This is a genomic window from Dehalobacter sp. TeCB1 (assembly GCF_001707455.1).
Classification (GTDB): domain Bacteria; phylum Bacillota; class Desulfitobacteriia; order Desulfitobacteriales; family Syntrophobotulaceae; genus Dehalobacter; species Dehalobacter restrictus.
In genome coordinates this window covers 83,001-100,129 of record NZ_MCHF01000005.1, presented here as the reverse complement: position 1 = coordinate 100,129, position 17,129 = coordinate 83,001, and the positions used below count along the sequence as shown (strand labels likewise).

The following is a 17,129-nucleotide window of genomic DNA, read 5'->3' as shown; positions in this document are numbered from 1 at the left end:
TCTTTATCCTCCTGACTTTAGGAGAAAGGAGGTCGAAAATCGCCGGAACGTTTGAAATACAAGCGTTTCGGCGATTTTAAAATGTCCTATTATTTCAGGTTTATCGTCAGATCCAGCTTGGTACATGAGCGGAACTTTGTCAAAGTAATATTGGTTTTAAGGAGCTTCAGAATCTTAGCTAGATCAAGGTAAGCCTGGGAGACTTGTGTAGGAGTTACGACATTGTTAGGGTATTCTCCCTGAACCAACCCTAATGGCTCATGAATGGCTTCCATTATTCTGGCAGCTGAGGCATTCTTTTGATGAATCTACTAACCCTCGGGCGACTCCTAGACGATGTAATACCCAATTGATAGAGCATTTCCAGCATGGATTCGCCTTTCATCGGGCTACCATTATCAGAATGCAAGACCAAAGGTTCTTCTTGTCGGGTTATATTCTGAGCCATGACTGCCCACCGAATGAGTTGACTGGCATGTTCCGCACTTTCTTCGATCCAGACTTCCCATCCGACAATGTCTCGGCTAAAGATGTCCAGGATGAGATATAAATAGAAGTAGATTCCTCTAACAGGGCCTGGCAAATATGTAATATCCCAAGACCGTACACGATTAGGTTCGGTCGCACAATGCGTGGATTTAGGTCTGCTGGAGGGTGCCTTACAACGTCCACGATGATTCTGTTCACCTGCTTCATGCATGACTCGATAGAAGGTTGATTCGGAGGCGATGTAGATACCTTGGTCCGCAAGCATCGGGACAATCTGACTGGGTGGTAAACTTTGAAATTCAGGTTAGTTGACTAATTCTAGAATCTCCTTGCATTCTGCTTCCGTAAGTTTATTCGCTGGTTCAGAGCGCTTTGCCAAGGGTCTCCGATCTGCTTCAGGTGCCCCATTCTTACACTAACGTTGCAATGTTCGTACCGATATGCCAATTTCTTTACAAGCCATCTGTTGGTGTGCTCATATATTGTATATCCCTGCACATCAAAATTAATAGAGTAGTTTTATAATAATTATTAGGCACGTGCAATTATTATTAAGGAGGAAGATTCGAATGGGAGAAATCAACAGGAGGAATTTTTTAAAAGCCTCGATGCTTGGAGCAGCTGCAGCTGCTGTAGCCTCGGCATCTGCGGTGAAGGGGATGGTTAGCCCCTTGGTGGCTGATGCTGCGGACATCGTGGCTCCGATCACGGAAACCTCAGAATTTCCATACAAGGTGGATGCAAAGTACCAACGTTTCAATTGTCTGAAGAACTTCTATGAAAAGGCTTTCGACCCGGAAGCAAACAAGACTCCTATTAAGTTTCATTACGACGATGTTTCCAAAATCACAGGCAAGAAAGATACGGGGAAAGACCTGCCCACGCTGAATGCGGAAAGACTTGGGATCAAAGGGCGTCCAGCGACAAATACAGAAACAAGCGTTCTTTTCTATAGTCAACATTTGGGTGCCATGTTAACCCAGCGCCATAATGAAACAGGCTGGACCGGGTTGGATGAGGCCTTGAACGCCGGCGCCTGGGCTGTAGAAGTTGATTATTCCGGATTTAACGCAGCAGGTGGTGGTCCGGGAAGTGTAATCACGCCTTATCCCATAAATCCTATGACCAATGAAATAGCTAATGAGCCTGTCATGGTACCCGGTTTGTACAACTGGGACAATATCGATGTTGAAAGTGTGCGACAACAAGGCCAACAGTGGAAATTCAAATCAAAGGAAGAAGCCAGTAAAATGGTTAAAAAGGCAGCCTGTTTCCTGGGAGCCGATCTGGCCGGCATCGCACCCTATGACGAGCGTTGGACCTATTCTACCTGGGGCAGGAAGATTCTAAAACCTTGTAAAATGCCCAACGGCAGAACCAAATTAATGCCATGGGATTTGCCAAAGGTGCTGTCAGGCGGGGGAGTAGAAGTTTTCGGACATGCAAAATTTGAACCTGATTGGGAGAAGTATGCAGGTTTCAAACCAAAAAGTGTGATTGTCTTCGTTCTTGAAGAGGATTACGAAGCTATACGCACCTCACCGTCAGTCATTTCCAGTGCCACGTTGGGGAAAAGTTACTCCAATATGGCAGAAGTAGCTTACAAAATCGCGGTTTTTCTGAGGAAGCTTGGCTATTATGCAGCGCCGTGCGGAAACGATACCGGAATAAATGTTCCTATGGCCGTTCAGGCCGGGCTTGGAGAAGCAGGCAGAAACGGACTTTTAATTACCCAGAAATTCGGTCCGAGACATCGCATCGCCAAAGTCTACACCGACCTGGAACTTGCTCCGGACAAGCCGAGAAAATTCGGGGTACGCGAGTTCTGCCGCCTGTGCAAAAAATGTGCGGATGCCTGCCCCGCCCAGGCCATCTCCCATGAGAAAGACCCTAAGGTTCTGCAGCCAGAGGATTGTGAGGTAGCCGAAAATCCATATACTGAAAAATGGCATCTTGATTCCAACCGTTGCGGCTCTTTCTGGGCCTATAACGGTAGTCCCTGCTCAAATTGTGTAGCTGTATGTTCGTGGAACAAAGTCGAGACCTGGAACCACGATGTGGCCAGAATAGCCACTCGAATACCATTGCTTCAGGATGCAGCCCGCAAGTTTGATGAATGGTTCGGCTATAACGGGCCTGTAAACCCTGAGGAAAGACTTGAATCGGGTTATGTTCAGAACATGGTCACAGACTTCTGGAATAATCCTGAGTCTATAAAACAATAGTGATTTCAATGTCAAATATATTAATCATAAGGAGAAAATTATTATAAGGAGTGAAAGGTATTATGAATATATATGATGTGCTGATTTGGATGGCACTGGGTATGATTGCATTGCTTATCCAATACGGAATCTGGCGGTATCTGAAAGGGAAGGGCAAAGATACCATACCTCTTCAAATCTGCGGGTTCCTCGCCAACTTTTTCTTTATATTTGCTTTGGCCTGGGGATATTCCAGCTTTTCGGAGCGTGAATACCAAGCTATTGGCATGGGATTTATCTTCTTCGGAGGCACGGCACTTATTCCTGCGATTATTACTTACAGGCTGGCTAACCATCCGGCAAAAAAAATCAGAGAAAGTTCGGATTCTATTTCTGCTTAGCAATTAGAGTATCAAGCCATAGGGTTAATGAGGCCAGTAAGTGTCTCTTCAGATACTTACTGGCTCATCTCTATAATCTTCATAATTTTTTAAGAGGTTCATAAGCTGTGAAAACAAAGAAAAATAAAGCAGAGTTGGAAAATAGAAGAGGATGGGAATACTATTATCAATTTTCTTTACTTCTCACTGCCATAATAGCTATTTTATATGGTGTGTTCTGGGCTCCTCAATCGGTTGATTACAAGGGAATCATCCAAAAAAATGTTCTCGGCGTTATATCCATAGAAAAAATGATGGGGAATCAGCATGCCTATAAAATCGATACGGCACAGGGACGTTTCTATGCAGTATGTGATTCGGCTATAGGATATCAATCCAAAGTTGAGGCTATGACTATCGTCAACGAAAAGGGCCTTATAGAGAAAGTTATTATTACTAAACAGGGAGAGACTCCGGTTTTTTTTGAAAGGCTCACAGACCAAAAGTATTTTGACGGCTTTCAAGGTCTTGCAATCAAGGAGCCTATTTATTTGGGAGGAGCATATGGATATTCGGGATATCTGGGTAGTATAAAAACAAATAATTATATTGACCGGGTAACAGGTTCAACAGTGTCGTCACATGCTGTGGCTGAGGCTGTGAACAAAGGGAATTCTTATTTATCAGGGCAATTTTTTAACACCCAATGGGCCAACCCTTACGATTTATTCCAGCTTAGCTGGAAGGATATGGCCATGATTGCGATGTTTTTAATTGCGTTTGCCTCAGCCTTTATCAAGAAGCTCGTAAAAATACGTCTGGCATTCCTGCTGGTTAGTGTCGTGGTGCTTGGTTTTCTCGTTAATCAGTTTGTGACAGGCAGCTTGCTTCTTTCAGCAATTACGTTGCAGATTCCCAGGATAACTAACCTGAAATGGTATGTGCTTATGGCCGGGTCTCTCGGATTTATTATCCTTTTGGGAAAAAATCTGTATTGCGCTTGGATTTGTCCTTTTGGAGCAGTACAGGAGATTCTTAACAAGGCTGCAGGGTTCAAATCTCTGAATATTTCCCAGAAGACTATTAAAATACTCAGGCTGGTAGCTCCGACCATTTTATGGGTTGCACTTCTGCTGGGCACATTACTGGGTGACTATGGGACATTGGATTACCAGCCTTTTGGCGCGCTCTTCCTGTTCAAATCGGTATGGTTAATGTGGTTGATGTTACCGATCTTCTTGTTTATGAGCTTATTTATTAGCCGTTTTTATTGTAAATTCTTCTGTCCGGTAGGATTTATTTACAATTTGCTTAACCGTTGGCGAAATGAGGAGGTAAGAATATGGAAACAGAGAGTAGATCGATTGAAACGCAAAAAAAAGGAAGAACAAGAGACCTGGTCTTCACACTCTTGATCCTTATTTTCGCAGTCGCCCATTTTGTTGTAATGCTTCAGTCAGTAGGAATCCTGAGGGCTGACCGTTGAAATTTTCCTGAGAAAGTAGCGTATCAAATAGACATAACGAGGGAGGAATCGTGATAATGAAACAGTTCGAACTTGGACAATATAAGGGTCTAAATGTCAAGCGTTTTGATACAACAGTCCAAGAAGAGGAGATTCAGCAAGCCTTAGATTATATCATAGGCTCTTTTGATGAAATTGAAGAAGAAAAAAGAAATGAGCCTATTAAAACAAACGATTATGTAATCGTGGATATTGACGGTTATGAAAAGGATGCAACAGTACCGGTTATAAGAAACATCGATACAAAATTAATAGTCGGCAGTGAAGGTGTATTTCGAGAAGTTAGTGCAAATCTCCTAGGGAAGAAAATGGGCGACACAGTGACCTTTGAGACTGTTATTCAGCCCGATGCCTTAGAATTTCAGCGTTGGTGGGGAAGCGAGTTTACATTTACCGTTAAGATTAAGAGCGTTTTTGTGGTGAAGAAACCAGAATTGACTGAAGAATTAATTAGGAAAGTTGAACCTGATCTAAAAAACCTGGAAGACTTAAAAAATATGCTTGCCCTAAAAATCACTCACGAAAAAGAGGGGAAGGAACGGGAGGCAAATATTCTCTTGATTTTTCAAGCTTTAGTTAAACAATGTAAGTATGAATTTGATGAAGAAGAATTGGATTCAGCTGCTGAAGATTTATATAAGAAATTTACTGAAGAACTCAAAATAGTTGATGATATGGAACTTATGGAATATTTGATCCATAGAAAAATAACCGCAGACCAATTGCTGGCCGAATGTAAGGAAGAGGCATCCAGAAGGATTCTCTGGGAACTTATGATAAATTCTGTTATTGAGAAAGAAGAGATAAATCTTACTCCGGATGAAATCAAATATCTTGAAAAGCGAATTAACGAAAGCCGACAAAACGGTCAACTCCCCGAAGAGTTTATGGACATCAATTTTTTACTGGCATCGTATTTACGAAAAAAAACAATAGACTATTTGCTAAAAATCAATTTGGCAAGTTAATCTATCCTATCTTTTAAGATTATCCTCCTGTGTTACGATAGTTGACGTAGAGACTTATGAAAAGTATCCCTGAAGGAACACAGGAGGGAAAACGACATGAGATATCCAAAAGAGTTAAAAAGTTCTATTATTGCGAAGATGTTACCGCCAAACGACCAGTCTCTTAGTCTGATTCAGCAGAAGATAGGCGTTCCAGAGGGGACTTTGAAGTTGTGGCGGAGGGAAATACGAGGGAAGGGATTTGCAGCGCCTTCTGGTGAACGGCGAATTGAGCAATAGAGCACACGCGACAAATTTCTCATCGTGGTTGAGACATCCACTCTAGTGAGATCGAAAAAGCAGAATACCTGTCGTAAGAAAGGTTTGCCTGTTGAGCAGGTCAAGTCTTGGCAGGGCAACTGTATGCAGGCTAATGGCGGTGTGGCTCAGGAACTAGCCACTTCACAACGTCGGGAAAAAGAAATAGAAAAAGAGTTAAAGCAGGTTAAGAAGGAACTCCAGAGGAAAGAGTCAGCACTGGCTGAAACGGCAGCCCTGCTGGTTCTAAGAAAAAACATCAATGCGATTTGGGGACCAAAGGACGAGGAAGTCTAACCAGCACTGCGAATCGCGTCATAATTATTAAGCTGGTAGAAATAGCAGTAGAAAGCAGATTAATCTAATCCAAACAGATGCACTGGCAGGATAAATGTGCATATAAAAAGAAAATATATAAAAAAATTAATCATAGGATAAAATGAATTTTTAATTCTCAATATACCAGAAACTAAGGAGGTATTGCTATGAGTCTTGTCTATGTAGGATTTGTTCCTCATCCTCCGATTCTTGTGCCTGAGGTCGGGCATGGTGAAGAAAAGGGTTGTCAGCAAACAGCAGAGGCTTATAGGACGCTTGTTCAGCAAGTCATCAGGATGAATACGCAGACGGTTCTGATTGTATCTCCTCATGCGCAGCTGGCCGAGCAGGGTTTGGTAATCTTAGACGGTGACTCTCTCTCCGGGAGTTTCAGCCGTTTTGGGGCAGGACAGGTTAGCTTAAGCTTTGAAACAGATCAGCAACTCGCGGAGACCATCAGGGAAAAGATTCCTGATGCTATTCCTGTCCGGGCAGAGCTTGATCATGGTTCACTCATTCCGCTTTACTTCCTCCATCAAGCCGGATGGTCCGGGAAGATTGTTATCTTAAGCATGCCGATGAGCCGTCCGGAACATTACGGAAAAAAAGTTGGCCAAATTTTAAATGATGCAGCTGAACGCTGCGCCTTGATTGCAAGCGGTGACCTTTCCCACCGGCTCAAAGAAGACGGACCTTATGGATTCCACCCTTCAGGCCCCAAACTGGACCAGCTTATAGTCAAAGGATTGAAAAGAGATACAACACTGCTCAGGGGGATTCCCGCTAGTCTTTTGGATGAAGCAGGTCAGTGCGGCTATCATTCCCTGCTGTTTGCACTCGGGGCGAGAGAAGGCGCGATTAAGGTTCTCTCCTATGAAGGACCGTTTGGTGTAGGTTATCTCATTGCTGAGATATTTCGTTCTTCACCGATTGCGGGTTATGCCAGGGAATGCCTGACTTACTATCTTACATCCCAGCCTTTTGACAGGTTAAATATTCCTGGAGACACTCTACTGAAAGAAAAGAAAGGCTGCTTTGTTTCCCTTAAAAAGGATGGGACTTTGCGGGGTTGCATTGGCACGATCCAACCGGTAAGAGAAGACCTAGCTTCAGAGATTAGACATAACGCCATAGCAGCAGGTACCCAGGATCCGCGCTTTTGGCCGGTCCAACCGGAAGAACTGCCCTTAATATCTGTATCTGTCGATGTTCTTGGAGACACGGAGAAGATTACTGGGCCTGAAGAACTGGATCCTCAGCGTTACGGGGTAGTCGTACGCCGGGGTGGAAAGGTCGGGCTGTTGCTGCCGCATCTCGAAGGGATTGATACGGTTGAAGAACAGGTCGGAATAGCCAAACAGAAAGCTGGTATTGATCCGGGGGAGGAAGTCGAGCTCTGGCGTTTTGAAGTCGAACGTTTTTTTGAATAACAGGAAAGAGGGATGAAGCATATGGCAGGATTTTCTGAATGTCCCCTATGTCCGCATCACTGCAAACTCAAAGAAGGCCAGTCAGGATTCTGTAAGGTCAGAGGGTGTCGGAACGGTGAAATCATACCGCTGACTTTCGCTGAAGTCGCTGCGTTCCATCTTGATCCTGTGGAGAAGAAACCGCTTTATCATTTCTATCCGGGAAGCTGGATATTCTCAGTCGGCAGCTATGGCTGCAACCTGCACTGCTTCTTCTGCCAGAACCATGAGATCTCTCAGAAATATGAGCAGGGACGCCGGATTTCCCCGAAGCGGCTGACAGAAATGGCCGGGGAAGACCAGTCCGTCGGAATTTGCTTTACGTATACGGAGCCTCTGGTCTGGTACGAAATGATCATGGAGACAGCTCCGCTGGTCAAAGAACGGGGAGGAAAGGTCGTTCTGGTATCCAATGGGATTATCGAACAGAAATACCTCGAATATCTAATCCCTTACATCGATGCGGTCAATATTGATATCAAAGGGTTTACCCCTGAATTCTACGAGAAATACACCGGTGGGAAACTGGAGTGGGTGCTAAAAACAGTTGAAACGCTGGTATCAAATGTTCATACCGAGATCACAACGCTTATTATCCCCAGCTTGAATGACAATCCGCAGGAAATTAAGGCGCTGGCCAAATGGCTGTCCGGCTTAAATGTTCCGCTGGCGTGGCATTTGAGCAAATATCATCCAATGCATAAAAGCAAAATACCGGCAACAGATGAAAAGAAGCTGAAGAAACTATGGGGGTTGGCCAAAGATTGCCTACCGTATGTGTACCTTGGAAATATGGCAGGAGGCAACACAACCTATTGTCCGCAATGCGGTCAGGAGGTTATTACCAGAGACATGCAGGTCACCGTTAAAACCACAGAAGGGAAATGCCGATGCGGTCAAGAAATTTGGGGAGTTGGACTCTTATGACCAATGACAGGTTTAGGATTAACCGGATATGCGTAATATTAAATAATGTATACAGGAATGTATACATTATTTAAACGAAAAACCTCTTTACAGATTGTTTACCGGGTAATATAGTACAGATAGATCGTTTGTTATACGCAAGTCAATCAGGCAACGGGGCCTCAAAAAAGTGCAATACTTTTTTGAGGCTTTTTTTATTAGTCAATCGGCGCGTGGCTAAAGACTTGTATCAGACTATCTATAAAACCTAAGAAACATCAAGAAACTAAGGAGGAGAAGAAAATGAATTACACAACTGGGGATATTGGGTTTATGATTATTTCCACCGCACTTGTTATGTTAATGACACCCGGTCTGGCCTTTTTTTACGGAGGACTGGTTAAAAAACGTCATGTTTTATCCATGATGATGCAAAGTATTATAGCAATGGGTGTTGTAACACTTATCTGGGTAGTTTTAGGTTATTCGCTTGCTTTTGGACCGGATATCGGTTCAGTCATTGGCGGGCTCGACCATCTGATGTTGAATGGCGTAGGGCTGGAGCCGCGAACTGAAGGCGCTACGATTCCGCATCTGCTTTTTATGGTTTTTCAGATGATGTTCGCGATCCTGACACCGGCCTTGATGACTGGGGCAACAGCCGAACGCTTGCGTTTTCCCGCATTTGTTTTGTTGATGAGTTTCTGGAGTTTACTGGTGTACGTTCCGATCGCGCACTGGGTATGGGGGGGCGGCTGGCTTGGAAATTTAGGTGCACTTGATTTTGCCGGCGGTACTGTCGTTCATATCAGTTCAGGTTTCTCCGGTCTGATCGCAGCACTTGTGATCGGAAAACGCATCAATAAGTCTACAGATCCGACTATTCCGCATAATATTCCTTACGTGATTCTGGGCGGAACCCTGCTATGGTTTGGCTGGTTTGGCTTTAATGCAGGCAGTGAACTGGCGGCTGACGGAATTGCAGTAATCGCTTTTGTGACCACATTTATTGCAGCTGCCTTAGGGCTTTTGGGCTGGGTCGTTGCAGAAAAACTGCACCGTGGAAAGCCCACTGTCCTGGGTGCAATTTCCGGAGCTGTTGCCGGACTGGTAGCCATAACACCTGCTTGTGCCTATGTAACAAATGCCTCCGCAATGGTAATTGGCCTTGTAGCCGGCGGATTATGCTACTTTGCAGTTGCAATCCTTAAAGATAAGCTTGGTTATGACGACGCGCTGGATGCCTTTGGCATCCACGGAATCGGCGGAACCTGGGGAGCTCTGGCGACAGGCATCTTCTGCACAACCGCAGTTAACCCTCTCGGTAAAGACGGCCTGTTCTACTCTGGTGAGTTCCATCAAGTCGGCATACAGCTCATCGCAGTACTGGCAACGTATATATACGCAGGTCTGGTAACGTTTATCCTACTGAAAGTCATCGGAGCAATCACTCCGCTCACAGCTACAGACGCTGAACAGGTCAGCGGTCTTGATACAACCCAACACGGAGAAAGTGCTTATCCCGATTTTGAAGGATTAACAGCAAATTCGATCTATAATTTATAGAAGCAACAAGATTGCGGTATAAGTGCAGACCTAAAGTATGATATGCAGATGTAATCTTATGAAGATAATGAGACCGGAATCCAGATGTATGCCACCGCTAGGCTGGAAATACATTTGATTCCGGTTTCTGGCTTTATATGGAGAAATTACAGGTTTCTTCGCCATTGTTGTTTTGTTTCAGACCAACTAAAGCTATAATAGGATACAGGAAAAGACAAAGAAGTATCTATGACACAAGACAAGTCTATGATGCAGAGACTTATTTAACACATGACCTAGCAAAAGAGATACGATATTGCACGTTGAAACCGGGGTTGAACATGAACAAACGCTATTATACATTAAATGAACATTTCCGCGGATTTTTTGGTGAAAAAGTCATCAAAGTATCTTTGGATGCAGGTCTCAGCTGCCCGAACCGGGATGGGACGATAAGTGATGGAGGCTGTATATTTTGCAGTGAAAAAGGTTCCGGAGATTTTGCAGGGCAAAGAGGGCTGTCCATTCGCGAACAGTTTAACCAGGTTCGGGAGAGGACTTTGAAAAAATGGCCAAAAGCGAAATATATTGCTTATTTTCAATCGTTTTCTGCGACGTATGGTCCTGAAGATTATCTGGAAAATTTGTACCAGGAAGCGTTAGCGCTGGAAGATGTCGTCGGCATATCCGTTTCGACCAGACCGGACTGTCTGAACGAAGCGATCCTTGATGTTCTGGAAGACCTGAATAAACAGACCTATCTATGGGTAGAACTGGGTGTGCAGTCTGTTCATAACAAAACACTGGACTGGCTGAACAGGGGACATGATTTTGACTGTTTCCTGGAGGGTGTGAATAAGCTCAGACAAAGGAATATCCAGGTCTGTACCCATATCATCATGGGGCTTCCCTGTGAAACCCGGGAGGAAATGTTCAGGACAGCACAGGTGATCAGTCAAATCCCGATACAGGGTATAAAGATTCATTCGCTTCATATTTTAAGAGGGACTCCGCTTGCGGATCTCTACAGCCAGGGGAGTCTTCAACTGCTTTCAATGGAACAATATATAGATCTCGTAGCCAATATCCTGGAGATTCTTCCTCCCAATATGATCATCCACAGACTTATGGGCGACGGACCTCTCAATGATGTCATTGCCCCAATGTGGACCCGACGTAAATGGGAGGTCTTAAACGGCATCGACCAAGAGATGGAACGAAGAGGAAGCTTTCAAGGAATTCATTATAACGCCAAAATCCCGTTAACCTGGTAAATGCGGTTAACGGGATTTTACTTGAGAGAGTGATTTTACTGACTTCTATATGACTAAGGCATGCAATCAAACTTAGCCTTCATCAGCGTAATGATTCTCATAATAAACAATTTTCCCTTCCCACGTCTTCAAAACAGCCCGGTGTTCATCGAGGGAAAGAAGATATTGGGGGAGAAGCGGGGTTTTGCCGCCTCCTTTTGGTGCATTGATAATATAGGTTGGAACGGCCAGACCGGAGGTGAAGCCTCTGAGCGCTTCCATCACGGCTAGACCTTCCTGAATGGACGGAATAAAATGCCGGGTGCCTTTGACGTTTTTGGCGTGAAAGATATAGTAGGGACGGACACGGATTTTCAGTAATTCCTGATTCATTTTCTTCATGACATCGGGGTCTGTATTGATGCCTTTGAGCAGTACGGCCTGATTCCCAAGCACAACACCGGCTGAAACAAGCCTATCTGCAGCCTTTTTGGCTTCCAGGGTTACTTCTTTCGGATGATTAAATTGGGTATTGATATAGATTGGCGGATATTTGGCAAGTATGGCTAGAAGTTCATCGGTAACCCGCATCGGCAGGGTTACAGGGACCCTGGTTCCAAGACGTTTGATTTCAACATGCGGAATACTATGAAGCTCAGCAAGCAGCCATTCGATGGTCTGGTCACTTAAAAGAAACGCATCCCCACCTGTGATCAGCACATCCCGGATTTCTGGGTTCTTACGGATATAATCCAGGGCGGCTTTCAGGTCTTCTTTTTCCTTGTGTCCGTCTATTTCGCCGATATTACGCCGGCGCTGGCAGTGACGGCAGTACATGCCGCACATGTTGGTAACATTAATGATCAAGCGGTCCGGATAGCGTCTGGTGATACAAGGAGCAGGGGAGGTTAAGGCTTCTCCCATTGGATCTTCTTCTCCGCTTTTATCAAACAGCTCTTCTATTTTGGGTATTCCCTGCAGAAGGATAGGGTCTTTAGGGTTGCTAAAATCCATTAAACTGAGGTAATACGGTGATACAGCCCAGCGGTATATCCGGCCGACTGTAGAGATCTCGTTTTTTTGAGAATCAGTTAATGGAAAAAGAGAATCCAGCGTGTTGACATCCGTGATCCTGTGGCTCATCTGCCACCGCCAGTCATCCCAAATTTCCTGGGTTGCCCCGAAGTATTGGAGGATCCTTTCCTTCTGGGCAGAATATAAATCTGTCAGATTAAGTCCGGCAGGTATCTGATTAGCTTTTTGAAGATAGGGTTCGATCCGCTGCTTTAATTCTTCGGCACGTTTAATAGAAAAATAGCGATAATCACGATGCGGTCTATATAGCTCGATTGCCATATTTTGCCCCCCTTTTCAATTGCTAATTACAGAAAAATCTGCAGATATACAAAATAGCAATGCTAAAAAAAATATACTGCCAACCAATCATAACATTGTAAGTTGTTGGCAGTCAAGAGGGTTAAAATGTCTGTTCACGTCAAATAATGAAAAAAATTTGAGGGCATGGCACTATTCCAATATTACCTGGGAATGGTATTTTTTTATTGAAAAGATTGTCTTCCCCTACTCCCTAGGGTAGAATTACATAAAAGGCAAAAATTTAATGCGTGCATAATAGAAGATACGGGTTGATTGACATGGTACTAGGTATCTGAAATCAGCAAAGAAAGAAAGGGATTATATCTTGGAACAGGCCAAATATCAGGAAATCGCGAATGAGATCGCGCATGCCGTCGTTCTCGGCGAGTTCCGTGAAGGGGATAAAATCCACGGAAGGTCGACCCTGGCAGGAAGATTCAATGTTTCTCCGGAGACGATCCGTCGGGCAATTGCTATTCTGCAAAATGAAGGAGTCGTCAGAGTAAAACCGGGTATTGGCATCATTGTGAACTCCAGGATAGAGGCCGAAAAATTTTTAAAGTCTTTTGACCAAAAAAATGAGGTTCAAGCTTTTATTGACGAGTTGAAAAGCCTGATGGAGCAGAGAAAGGAAATTGACGGGCAAATCGATGTGCTGCTTCAGAAAGTTTCGACCTATGCCGACCGATATATCTCTCGCTGGAATGACGTTGAAGAACTTAAAATCCAGCCGGAATCATCCGCAATCGGCTGTTCCCTGAGAGAGCTTAAAGTCAGAGAAGAAACTGGAGCAACAGTCGTAGGGGTTGTCAGAAACGGCAATGAGAATTTTTCTCCTGAAGCCGACTTCCTGCTCGAAGAAGGAGATATTCTTCTCGTAGTCAGCTCGGAGAATGGCAATAAAAAAGTCCGGAGCTTATTGAAATAATTTCTTAGGGAGGTGTGACGATGAAAAATATGAATGTAATCCTTGTTCCGGTCATCGCCCTTGAAATCGCTCTGGGTCTTTATTTGCAGAATACTTTTCTATTGGCCGCTTTTATGGTGATTGATGCCGGATATTTCTTCTGGTATATGAAAAATTTAGAGAAAAAGGCCGTACCGCTGCATACGTTAAGCAGGGCAGACCTGAGTGTAAAGATCGCTAACGAAACACTTCCTTACCTGCGCGGCGGTCTGAATAAACAAAACGCCGAAGCTATTGCCAAAATCATTCAGGGGATTGCTCAGGTGGCCGCAGTCTCGATCACCGATTGTGAGAAACAGCTCGCCTATCTTGGGGCAGGCTGCGACAGGCACCATCCCGGTGATAAGATCCTGACGGCAGCGACTAGAGAAGTCATACAGACTGCAAAATATAAAGTTGTTCAGACGCAGGAAGAGTTAAACTGCCCGATGTCGGACACGTGTGACTGTCCTTTGGCTGCGGCAGTCATTGTTCCGCTTTCCTGCAAAGGAAATGTTGTCGGAACATTTAAGCTGTATGAAACGAAGGGCGGAAAGATTTCTCCTGACCTGATCAGGCTTGCACTTGGCATGGGCCAGATTTTAAGCCTTCAGGTGGAAGTAGCTGAACTGGACCATCAGACCAATCTGACGATGGAAGCCAGACTCGATGCTCTTCAGGCTCAGATCAATCCGCATTTCTTTTTTAATGTTCTGAATACAATTATTGCCACCAGCCGAACCAACCCGAACCGGGCCAGAAGACTTCTGATCCATCTGGCCGAATTTTTCCGTAAGTCTTTAAAATCTAAAGGTGCACTCATTTCTCTTCGGGAAGAGATGGAATTCGTTAATAATTATTTTGTGCTGGAAAAAGCTCGTTTTGGGAAAAAGCTGAAGATTAAGCTGGAAATTCCCAAGGAACTGATGGATGCCGAGGTGCCAAGACTGAGTATTCAGCCTCTAGTTGAAAATGCGGTCAAACATGGGATTACCCCCATGATCATGCTGAATGGTGTTGTAACGATCCGGGTCAGGGAACTCGGGCTGGAAGATGGTAAAAGCGAACTTTTTGTAGAAGTCATTGATAACGGAATGGGGATTGAAGAGGATCGGCTGAAAGATGTCCTGCTGCCCGGTGTAGGCTCAGGCAACGGTGTAGGGCTCGCCAATGTCCATGCCCGCCTGAAGGGTTTATATGGTTCAGAATACGGATTAAACATTGAAAGCAAAATAGGTGAGGGGACGACTGTAGAAATGAGGCTTCCATACAAACAGACCAGTCCGCAGCAGCCTTCTGCCGAACCCTGGATTCAGGACCCTATGTCTAGTACCAGGGCCAGAAATGGTAATTGATTTTACGAAGAAACGGGGAACTTCATTTGTATCCAGGTATAGATATTGTTGAAATAGCCAGATTTGAACAGGCCTGCCGGAGACATTCAAAACTGGTTGCCAGACTGTTTACCGACAGGGAGCTGGCTGAACTATCAAAAAAACATATATCTTCTCTGGCTGCCAGGTTTGCAGGCAAAGAAGCGGTACTTAAAGCACTGGGGACGGGGCTCAGCGGTCTAAGTTGGCATGATATTGAGATCCTGCGGAATGAAGTGGGAGAACCAATCGTATATTTGAGTGAAAGAGCACAGACTGCAGCGCGGTCGAGAGGAGCAGAGAGAGTCCGAATAAGCCTCTCTCACAGTAAAGATACGGCCATAGCATCTGTTATTCTGGAATAGATATCGTTGGTATCCAAAATATTAGACAGTAACGAACGGTGACAGCAACGGGCGGGCATTTTAGGGTTGACATGGTACTTGGCGGTGTTCATTATGAATAAGTAGGAAAAGTTTTTTCCGAGGAGGATAGAAAAAAATGCGTATTGTAAGTGCCGGACAAATGCGCAGCATTGATTCCAACGCAATCAATCATTTTGGAATCCCCGGGTCAATTCTTATGGAGAATGCAGCGTTGGCAGTAGTAAGGGAAATAAAGATTATTCTGCTGAAGGATGAAAAAAAGTCGCTTCGCGGTTTGAGAGCAGTTATTCTTGCCGGAAAAGGCAATAATGGCGGTGACGGTCTGGCAGTGGCCAGGCATCTCTGTGTATTAGGGATGGAAGTGACCGTTTTTCTTTTCGGAAATCCTGCTGAGCTTCAAGGGGATGCCAAACTGAATTATGAGTTGTTTCAGAAGATGGGAGAAAAGATCATTCCTGTCGAAGACGAAAAACAGCTTCGTCTATTCAAGCTTGCCCTGATGCAGTCTCAGGTTGCTGTTGATGCGTTGTATGGAATAGGCTTTAAAGGAGAAATTCCGGAATCCCTGGCAGGTTTCATTGAAGACTTAAACAAAGCCGATCTGCCGGTGGTTTGTGTCGATATTCCCAGCGGTCTGGAAGCAGATACGGGGAAAGTACATACGATTGCAGTCCAGGGAGATGTGACAGTTACCTTTGGCTTGCCAAAGCTTGGACATTTTCTCGGAGAAGGATTAATCTATACAGGAAGGCTGGTCATTGACCAAATTTCAATTCCCGAAAAAGTGATAGGCGAAGAAAAAATCTTTGCCTATCTATTGACGGATGAAGTCATCCGGCCTTTGATTCCAGCAAGACACATACTGGGCCATAAAGGTACGCATGGCCGGGCGGTTCTGATTGGGGGATCGCTTGGAATGAGCGGGGCTGTCATCCTGGCAGGAAAGTCAGCTCTGCGCTGCGGGGCAGGGCTTCTTCAGATCGTTACCCCTGAAGCGATTGCTGAGACGGTAGATTTGGGAGTCATTGAAGCTACGGTCTGGCCAGCAAAGGATTATGAAATGTTAAGCGTCAATGCCTGGTCGGTCATTCAGGAGCGGTTACAAGGAGCTGACGCTTGTGCAGTAGGTCCCGGACTCAGGCAGACGGAGTCATTTCTTAATGTCATAAAAAATATACTGATAGAGACCGATGTACCGGTAGTTCTGGATGCAGACGCGTTGAATCTGATTTCCCGGGAACCGGATGTACTCAGCTTAAGGAAAGGAAGAGGCAATCTTATTCTGACGCCTCATCCTGGGGAAATGGCTCGCATATGCGGCTGTTCAATTGACGAGGTTCAGGAAAACCGCTTGAAGATAGCGCTGGCCAAAGCCCTGGAATGGGGTGCCATTGTTGTTTTGAAAGGCGCAGGTTCGGTCGTTGCTTCGCCGGACGGCAGAGTTTTTTTGAATCCGACGGGTAATGCAGGACTTGGCACAGGCGGCACAGGGGATGTGCTGACCGGAAGTATTATGTCCTGGATTGCCCAGGGTGTCCCTCCGTTAGGTGCAGCTTGCATGGGGGTTTATCTTCACGGCAAGGCCGGAGATGTTTTAAAAGATCAGTTTGGTTTATCAGGTTTCACAGCTTCGGAGGTAGCTGATTGCCTCCCAAGGGTCAGAAAAGAGATAGAGCAGTTAGGAGATTTTTAG

At 44.9% G+C, this 17,129-nt stretch carries 15 protein-coding genes; 13 read left to right on the top strand and 2 right to left on the bottom strand.

The window, feature by feature from the left end:
- Positions 1–89: 89 nt before the first annotated feature.
- Entirely contained in the window at positions 90–275 is a 186-nt protein-coding gene (locus tag A7D23_RS16255; RefSeq protein WP_015043731.1) for a hypothetical protein, read from the bottom strand.
- A 783-nt stretch (positions 276–1,058) separates the two neighbouring features.
- On the opposite strand from A7D23_RS16255, the gene A7D23_RS01445 reads away from it, so the two are divergent.
- From A7D23_RS01445 to A7D23_RS01405, 9 genes are all read left to right on the top strand, one after another.
- Entirely contained in the window at positions 1,059–2,714 is a 1,656-nt protein-coding gene (locus tag A7D23_RS01445; RefSeq protein ID WP_068882928.1) for a reductive dehalogenase, read from the top strand.
- 62 nt (positions 2,715–2,776) lie between these two features.
- The gene (locus tag A7D23_RS01440; RefSeq protein WP_015043729.1) at positions 2,777–3,094 is read left to right on the top strand and encodes a hypothetical protein; all 318 of its coding nucleotides are present in this window, start codon (positions 2,777–2,779) and stop codon (positions 3,092–3,094) included.
- Positions 3,095–3,201: 107 nt separating this feature from the next.
- The gene (locus A7D23_RS01435) at positions 3,202–4,488 is read left to right on the top strand and encodes a 4Fe-4S binding protein (RefSeq protein WP_015043728.1); all 1,287 of its coding nucleotides are present in this window, start codon (positions 3,202–3,204) and stop codon (positions 4,486–4,488) included.
- Between the two features lie 127 nt (positions 4,489–4,615).
- A complete protein-coding gene (locus A7D23_RS01430; RefSeq protein WP_015261906.1) occupies positions 4,616–5,566 on the top strand; it encodes a trigger factor in 951 nt (316 codons plus the stop codon).
- A gap of 324 nt (positions 5,567–5,890) precedes the next feature.
- Positions 5,891–6,160 (top strand): transposase, encoded by a 270-nt coding sequence (locus A7D23_RS15455; RefSeq protein ID WP_141690620.1) that lies wholly within the window; start codon positions 5,891–5,893, stop codon positions 6,158–6,160.
- 188 nt (positions 6,161–6,348) lie between these two features.
- Positions 6,349–7,611: an AmmeMemoRadiSam system protein A gene (gene amrA, locus A7D23_RS01420; RefSeq protein ID WP_025206071.1), complete on the top strand. Its 1,263-nt coding sequence runs from the start codon at positions 6,349–6,351 to the stop codon at positions 7,609–7,611.
- 21 nt (positions 7,612–7,632) lie between these two features.
- Positions 7,633–8,577 carry an AmmeMemoRadiSam system radical SAM enzyme gene (gene amrS / locus A7D23_RS01415; RefSeq protein WP_019225249.1) on the top strand — a complete coding sequence of 315 codons (945 nt, stop codon included), beginning with the start codon at positions 7,633–7,635 and terminating at the stop codon, positions 8,575–8,577.
- Between the two features lie 282 nt (positions 8,578–8,859).
- On the top strand, positions 8,860–10,122 hold the full coding sequence (locus A7D23_RS01410) for an ammonium transporter (protein WP_015043715.1): 1,263 nt from the start codon (positions 8,860–8,862) through the stop codon (positions 10,120–10,122).
- 320 nt (positions 10,123–10,442) lie between these two features.
- Positions 10,443–11,375, top strand: a complete 933-nt coding sequence (locus tag A7D23_RS01405) for a TIGR01212 family radical SAM protein (RefSeq protein ID WP_015043714.1) — start codon at positions 10,443–10,445, stop codon at positions 11,373–11,375.
- 72 nt (positions 11,376–11,447) lie between these two features.
- Here the strand turns inward: A7D23_RS01405 and eam are convergent, their stop codons facing one another.
- The gene (gene eam / locus A7D23_RS01400) at positions 11,448–12,710 is read right to left on the bottom strand and encodes a glutamate 2,3-aminomutase (RefSeq protein WP_068882926.1); all 1,263 of its coding nucleotides are present in this window, start codon (positions 12,708–12,710) and stop codon (positions 11,448–11,450) included.
- Positions 12,711–13,056: 346 nt separating this feature from the next.
- On the opposite strand from eam, the gene A7D23_RS01395 reads away from it, so the two are divergent.
- From A7D23_RS01395 to A7D23_RS01380, 4 genes are all read left to right on the top strand, one after another.
- Complete coding sequence (locus A7D23_RS01395; RefSeq protein WP_015043712.1) at positions 13,057–13,659, top strand: TrkA C-terminal domain-containing protein; 603 nt, start codon at positions 13,057–13,059, stop codon at positions 13,657–13,659.
- A 20-nt stretch (positions 13,660–13,679) separates the two neighbouring features.
- A complete protein-coding gene (locus tag A7D23_RS01390; RefSeq protein WP_015043711.1) occupies positions 13,680–15,032 on the top strand; it encodes a histidine kinase in 1,353 nt (450 codons plus the stop codon).
- 26 nt (positions 15,033–15,058) lie between these two features.
- Positions 15,059–15,415 (top strand): holo-ACP synthase, encoded by a 357-nt coding sequence (locus A7D23_RS01385; RefSeq protein ID WP_015043710.1) that lies wholly within the window; start codon positions 15,059–15,061, stop codon positions 15,413–15,415.
- Positions 15,416–15,551: 136 nt separating this feature from the next.
- A complete protein-coding gene (locus A7D23_RS01380; protein WP_019225253.1) occupies positions 15,552–17,129 on the top strand; it encodes a bifunctional ADP-dependent NAD(P)H-hydrate dehydratase/NAD(P)H-hydrate epimerase in 1,578 nt (525 codons plus the stop codon).

What these genes read in the sequence shown, in the direction of transcription:
- A7D23_RS16255 (WP_015043731.1), bottom strand. Translation starts at nt 275, where the DNA reads ATGGAAGCCATTCATGAGCCATTAGGGTTGGTTCAGGGAGAATACCCT.
- A7D23_RS01445 (WP_068882928.1), top strand. Translation starts at nt 1,059, where the DNA reads ATGGGAGAAATCAACAGGAGGAATTTTTTAAAAGCCTCGATGCTTGGA.
- A7D23_RS01440 (WP_015043729.1), top strand. Translation starts at nt 2,777, where the DNA reads ATGAATATATATGATGTGCTGATTTGGATGGCACTGGGTATGATTGCA.
- A7D23_RS01430 (WP_015261906.1), top strand. Translation starts at nt 4,616, where the DNA reads ATGAAACAGTTCGAACTTGGACAATATAAGGGTCTAAATGTCAAGCGT.
- amrA (WP_025206071.1), top strand. Translation starts at nt 6,349, where the DNA reads ATGAGTCTTGTCTATGTAGGATTTGTTCCTCATCCTCCGATTCTTGTG.
- amrS (WP_019225249.1), top strand. Translation starts at nt 7,633, where the DNA reads ATGGCAGGATTTTCTGAATGTCCCCTATGTCCGCATCACTGCAAACTC.
- A7D23_RS01410 (WP_015043715.1), top strand. Translation starts at nt 8,860, where the DNA reads ATGAATTACACAACTGGGGATATTGGGTTTATGATTATTTCCACCGCA.
- A7D23_RS01405 (WP_015043714.1), top strand. Translation starts at nt 10,443, where the DNA reads ATGAACAAACGCTATTATACATTAAATGAACATTTCCGCGGATTTTTT.
- eam (WP_068882926.1), bottom strand. Translation starts at nt 12,710, where the DNA reads ATGGCAATCGAGCTATATAGACCGCATCGTGATTATCGCTATTTTTCT.
- A7D23_RS01390 (WP_015043711.1), top strand. Translation starts at nt 13,680, where the DNA reads ATGAAAAATATGAATGTAATCCTTGTTCCGGTCATCGCCCTTGAAATC.
- A7D23_RS01380 (WP_019225253.1), top strand. Translation starts at nt 15,552, where the DNA reads ATGCGTATTGTAAGTGCCGGACAAATGCGCAGCATTGATTCCAACGCA.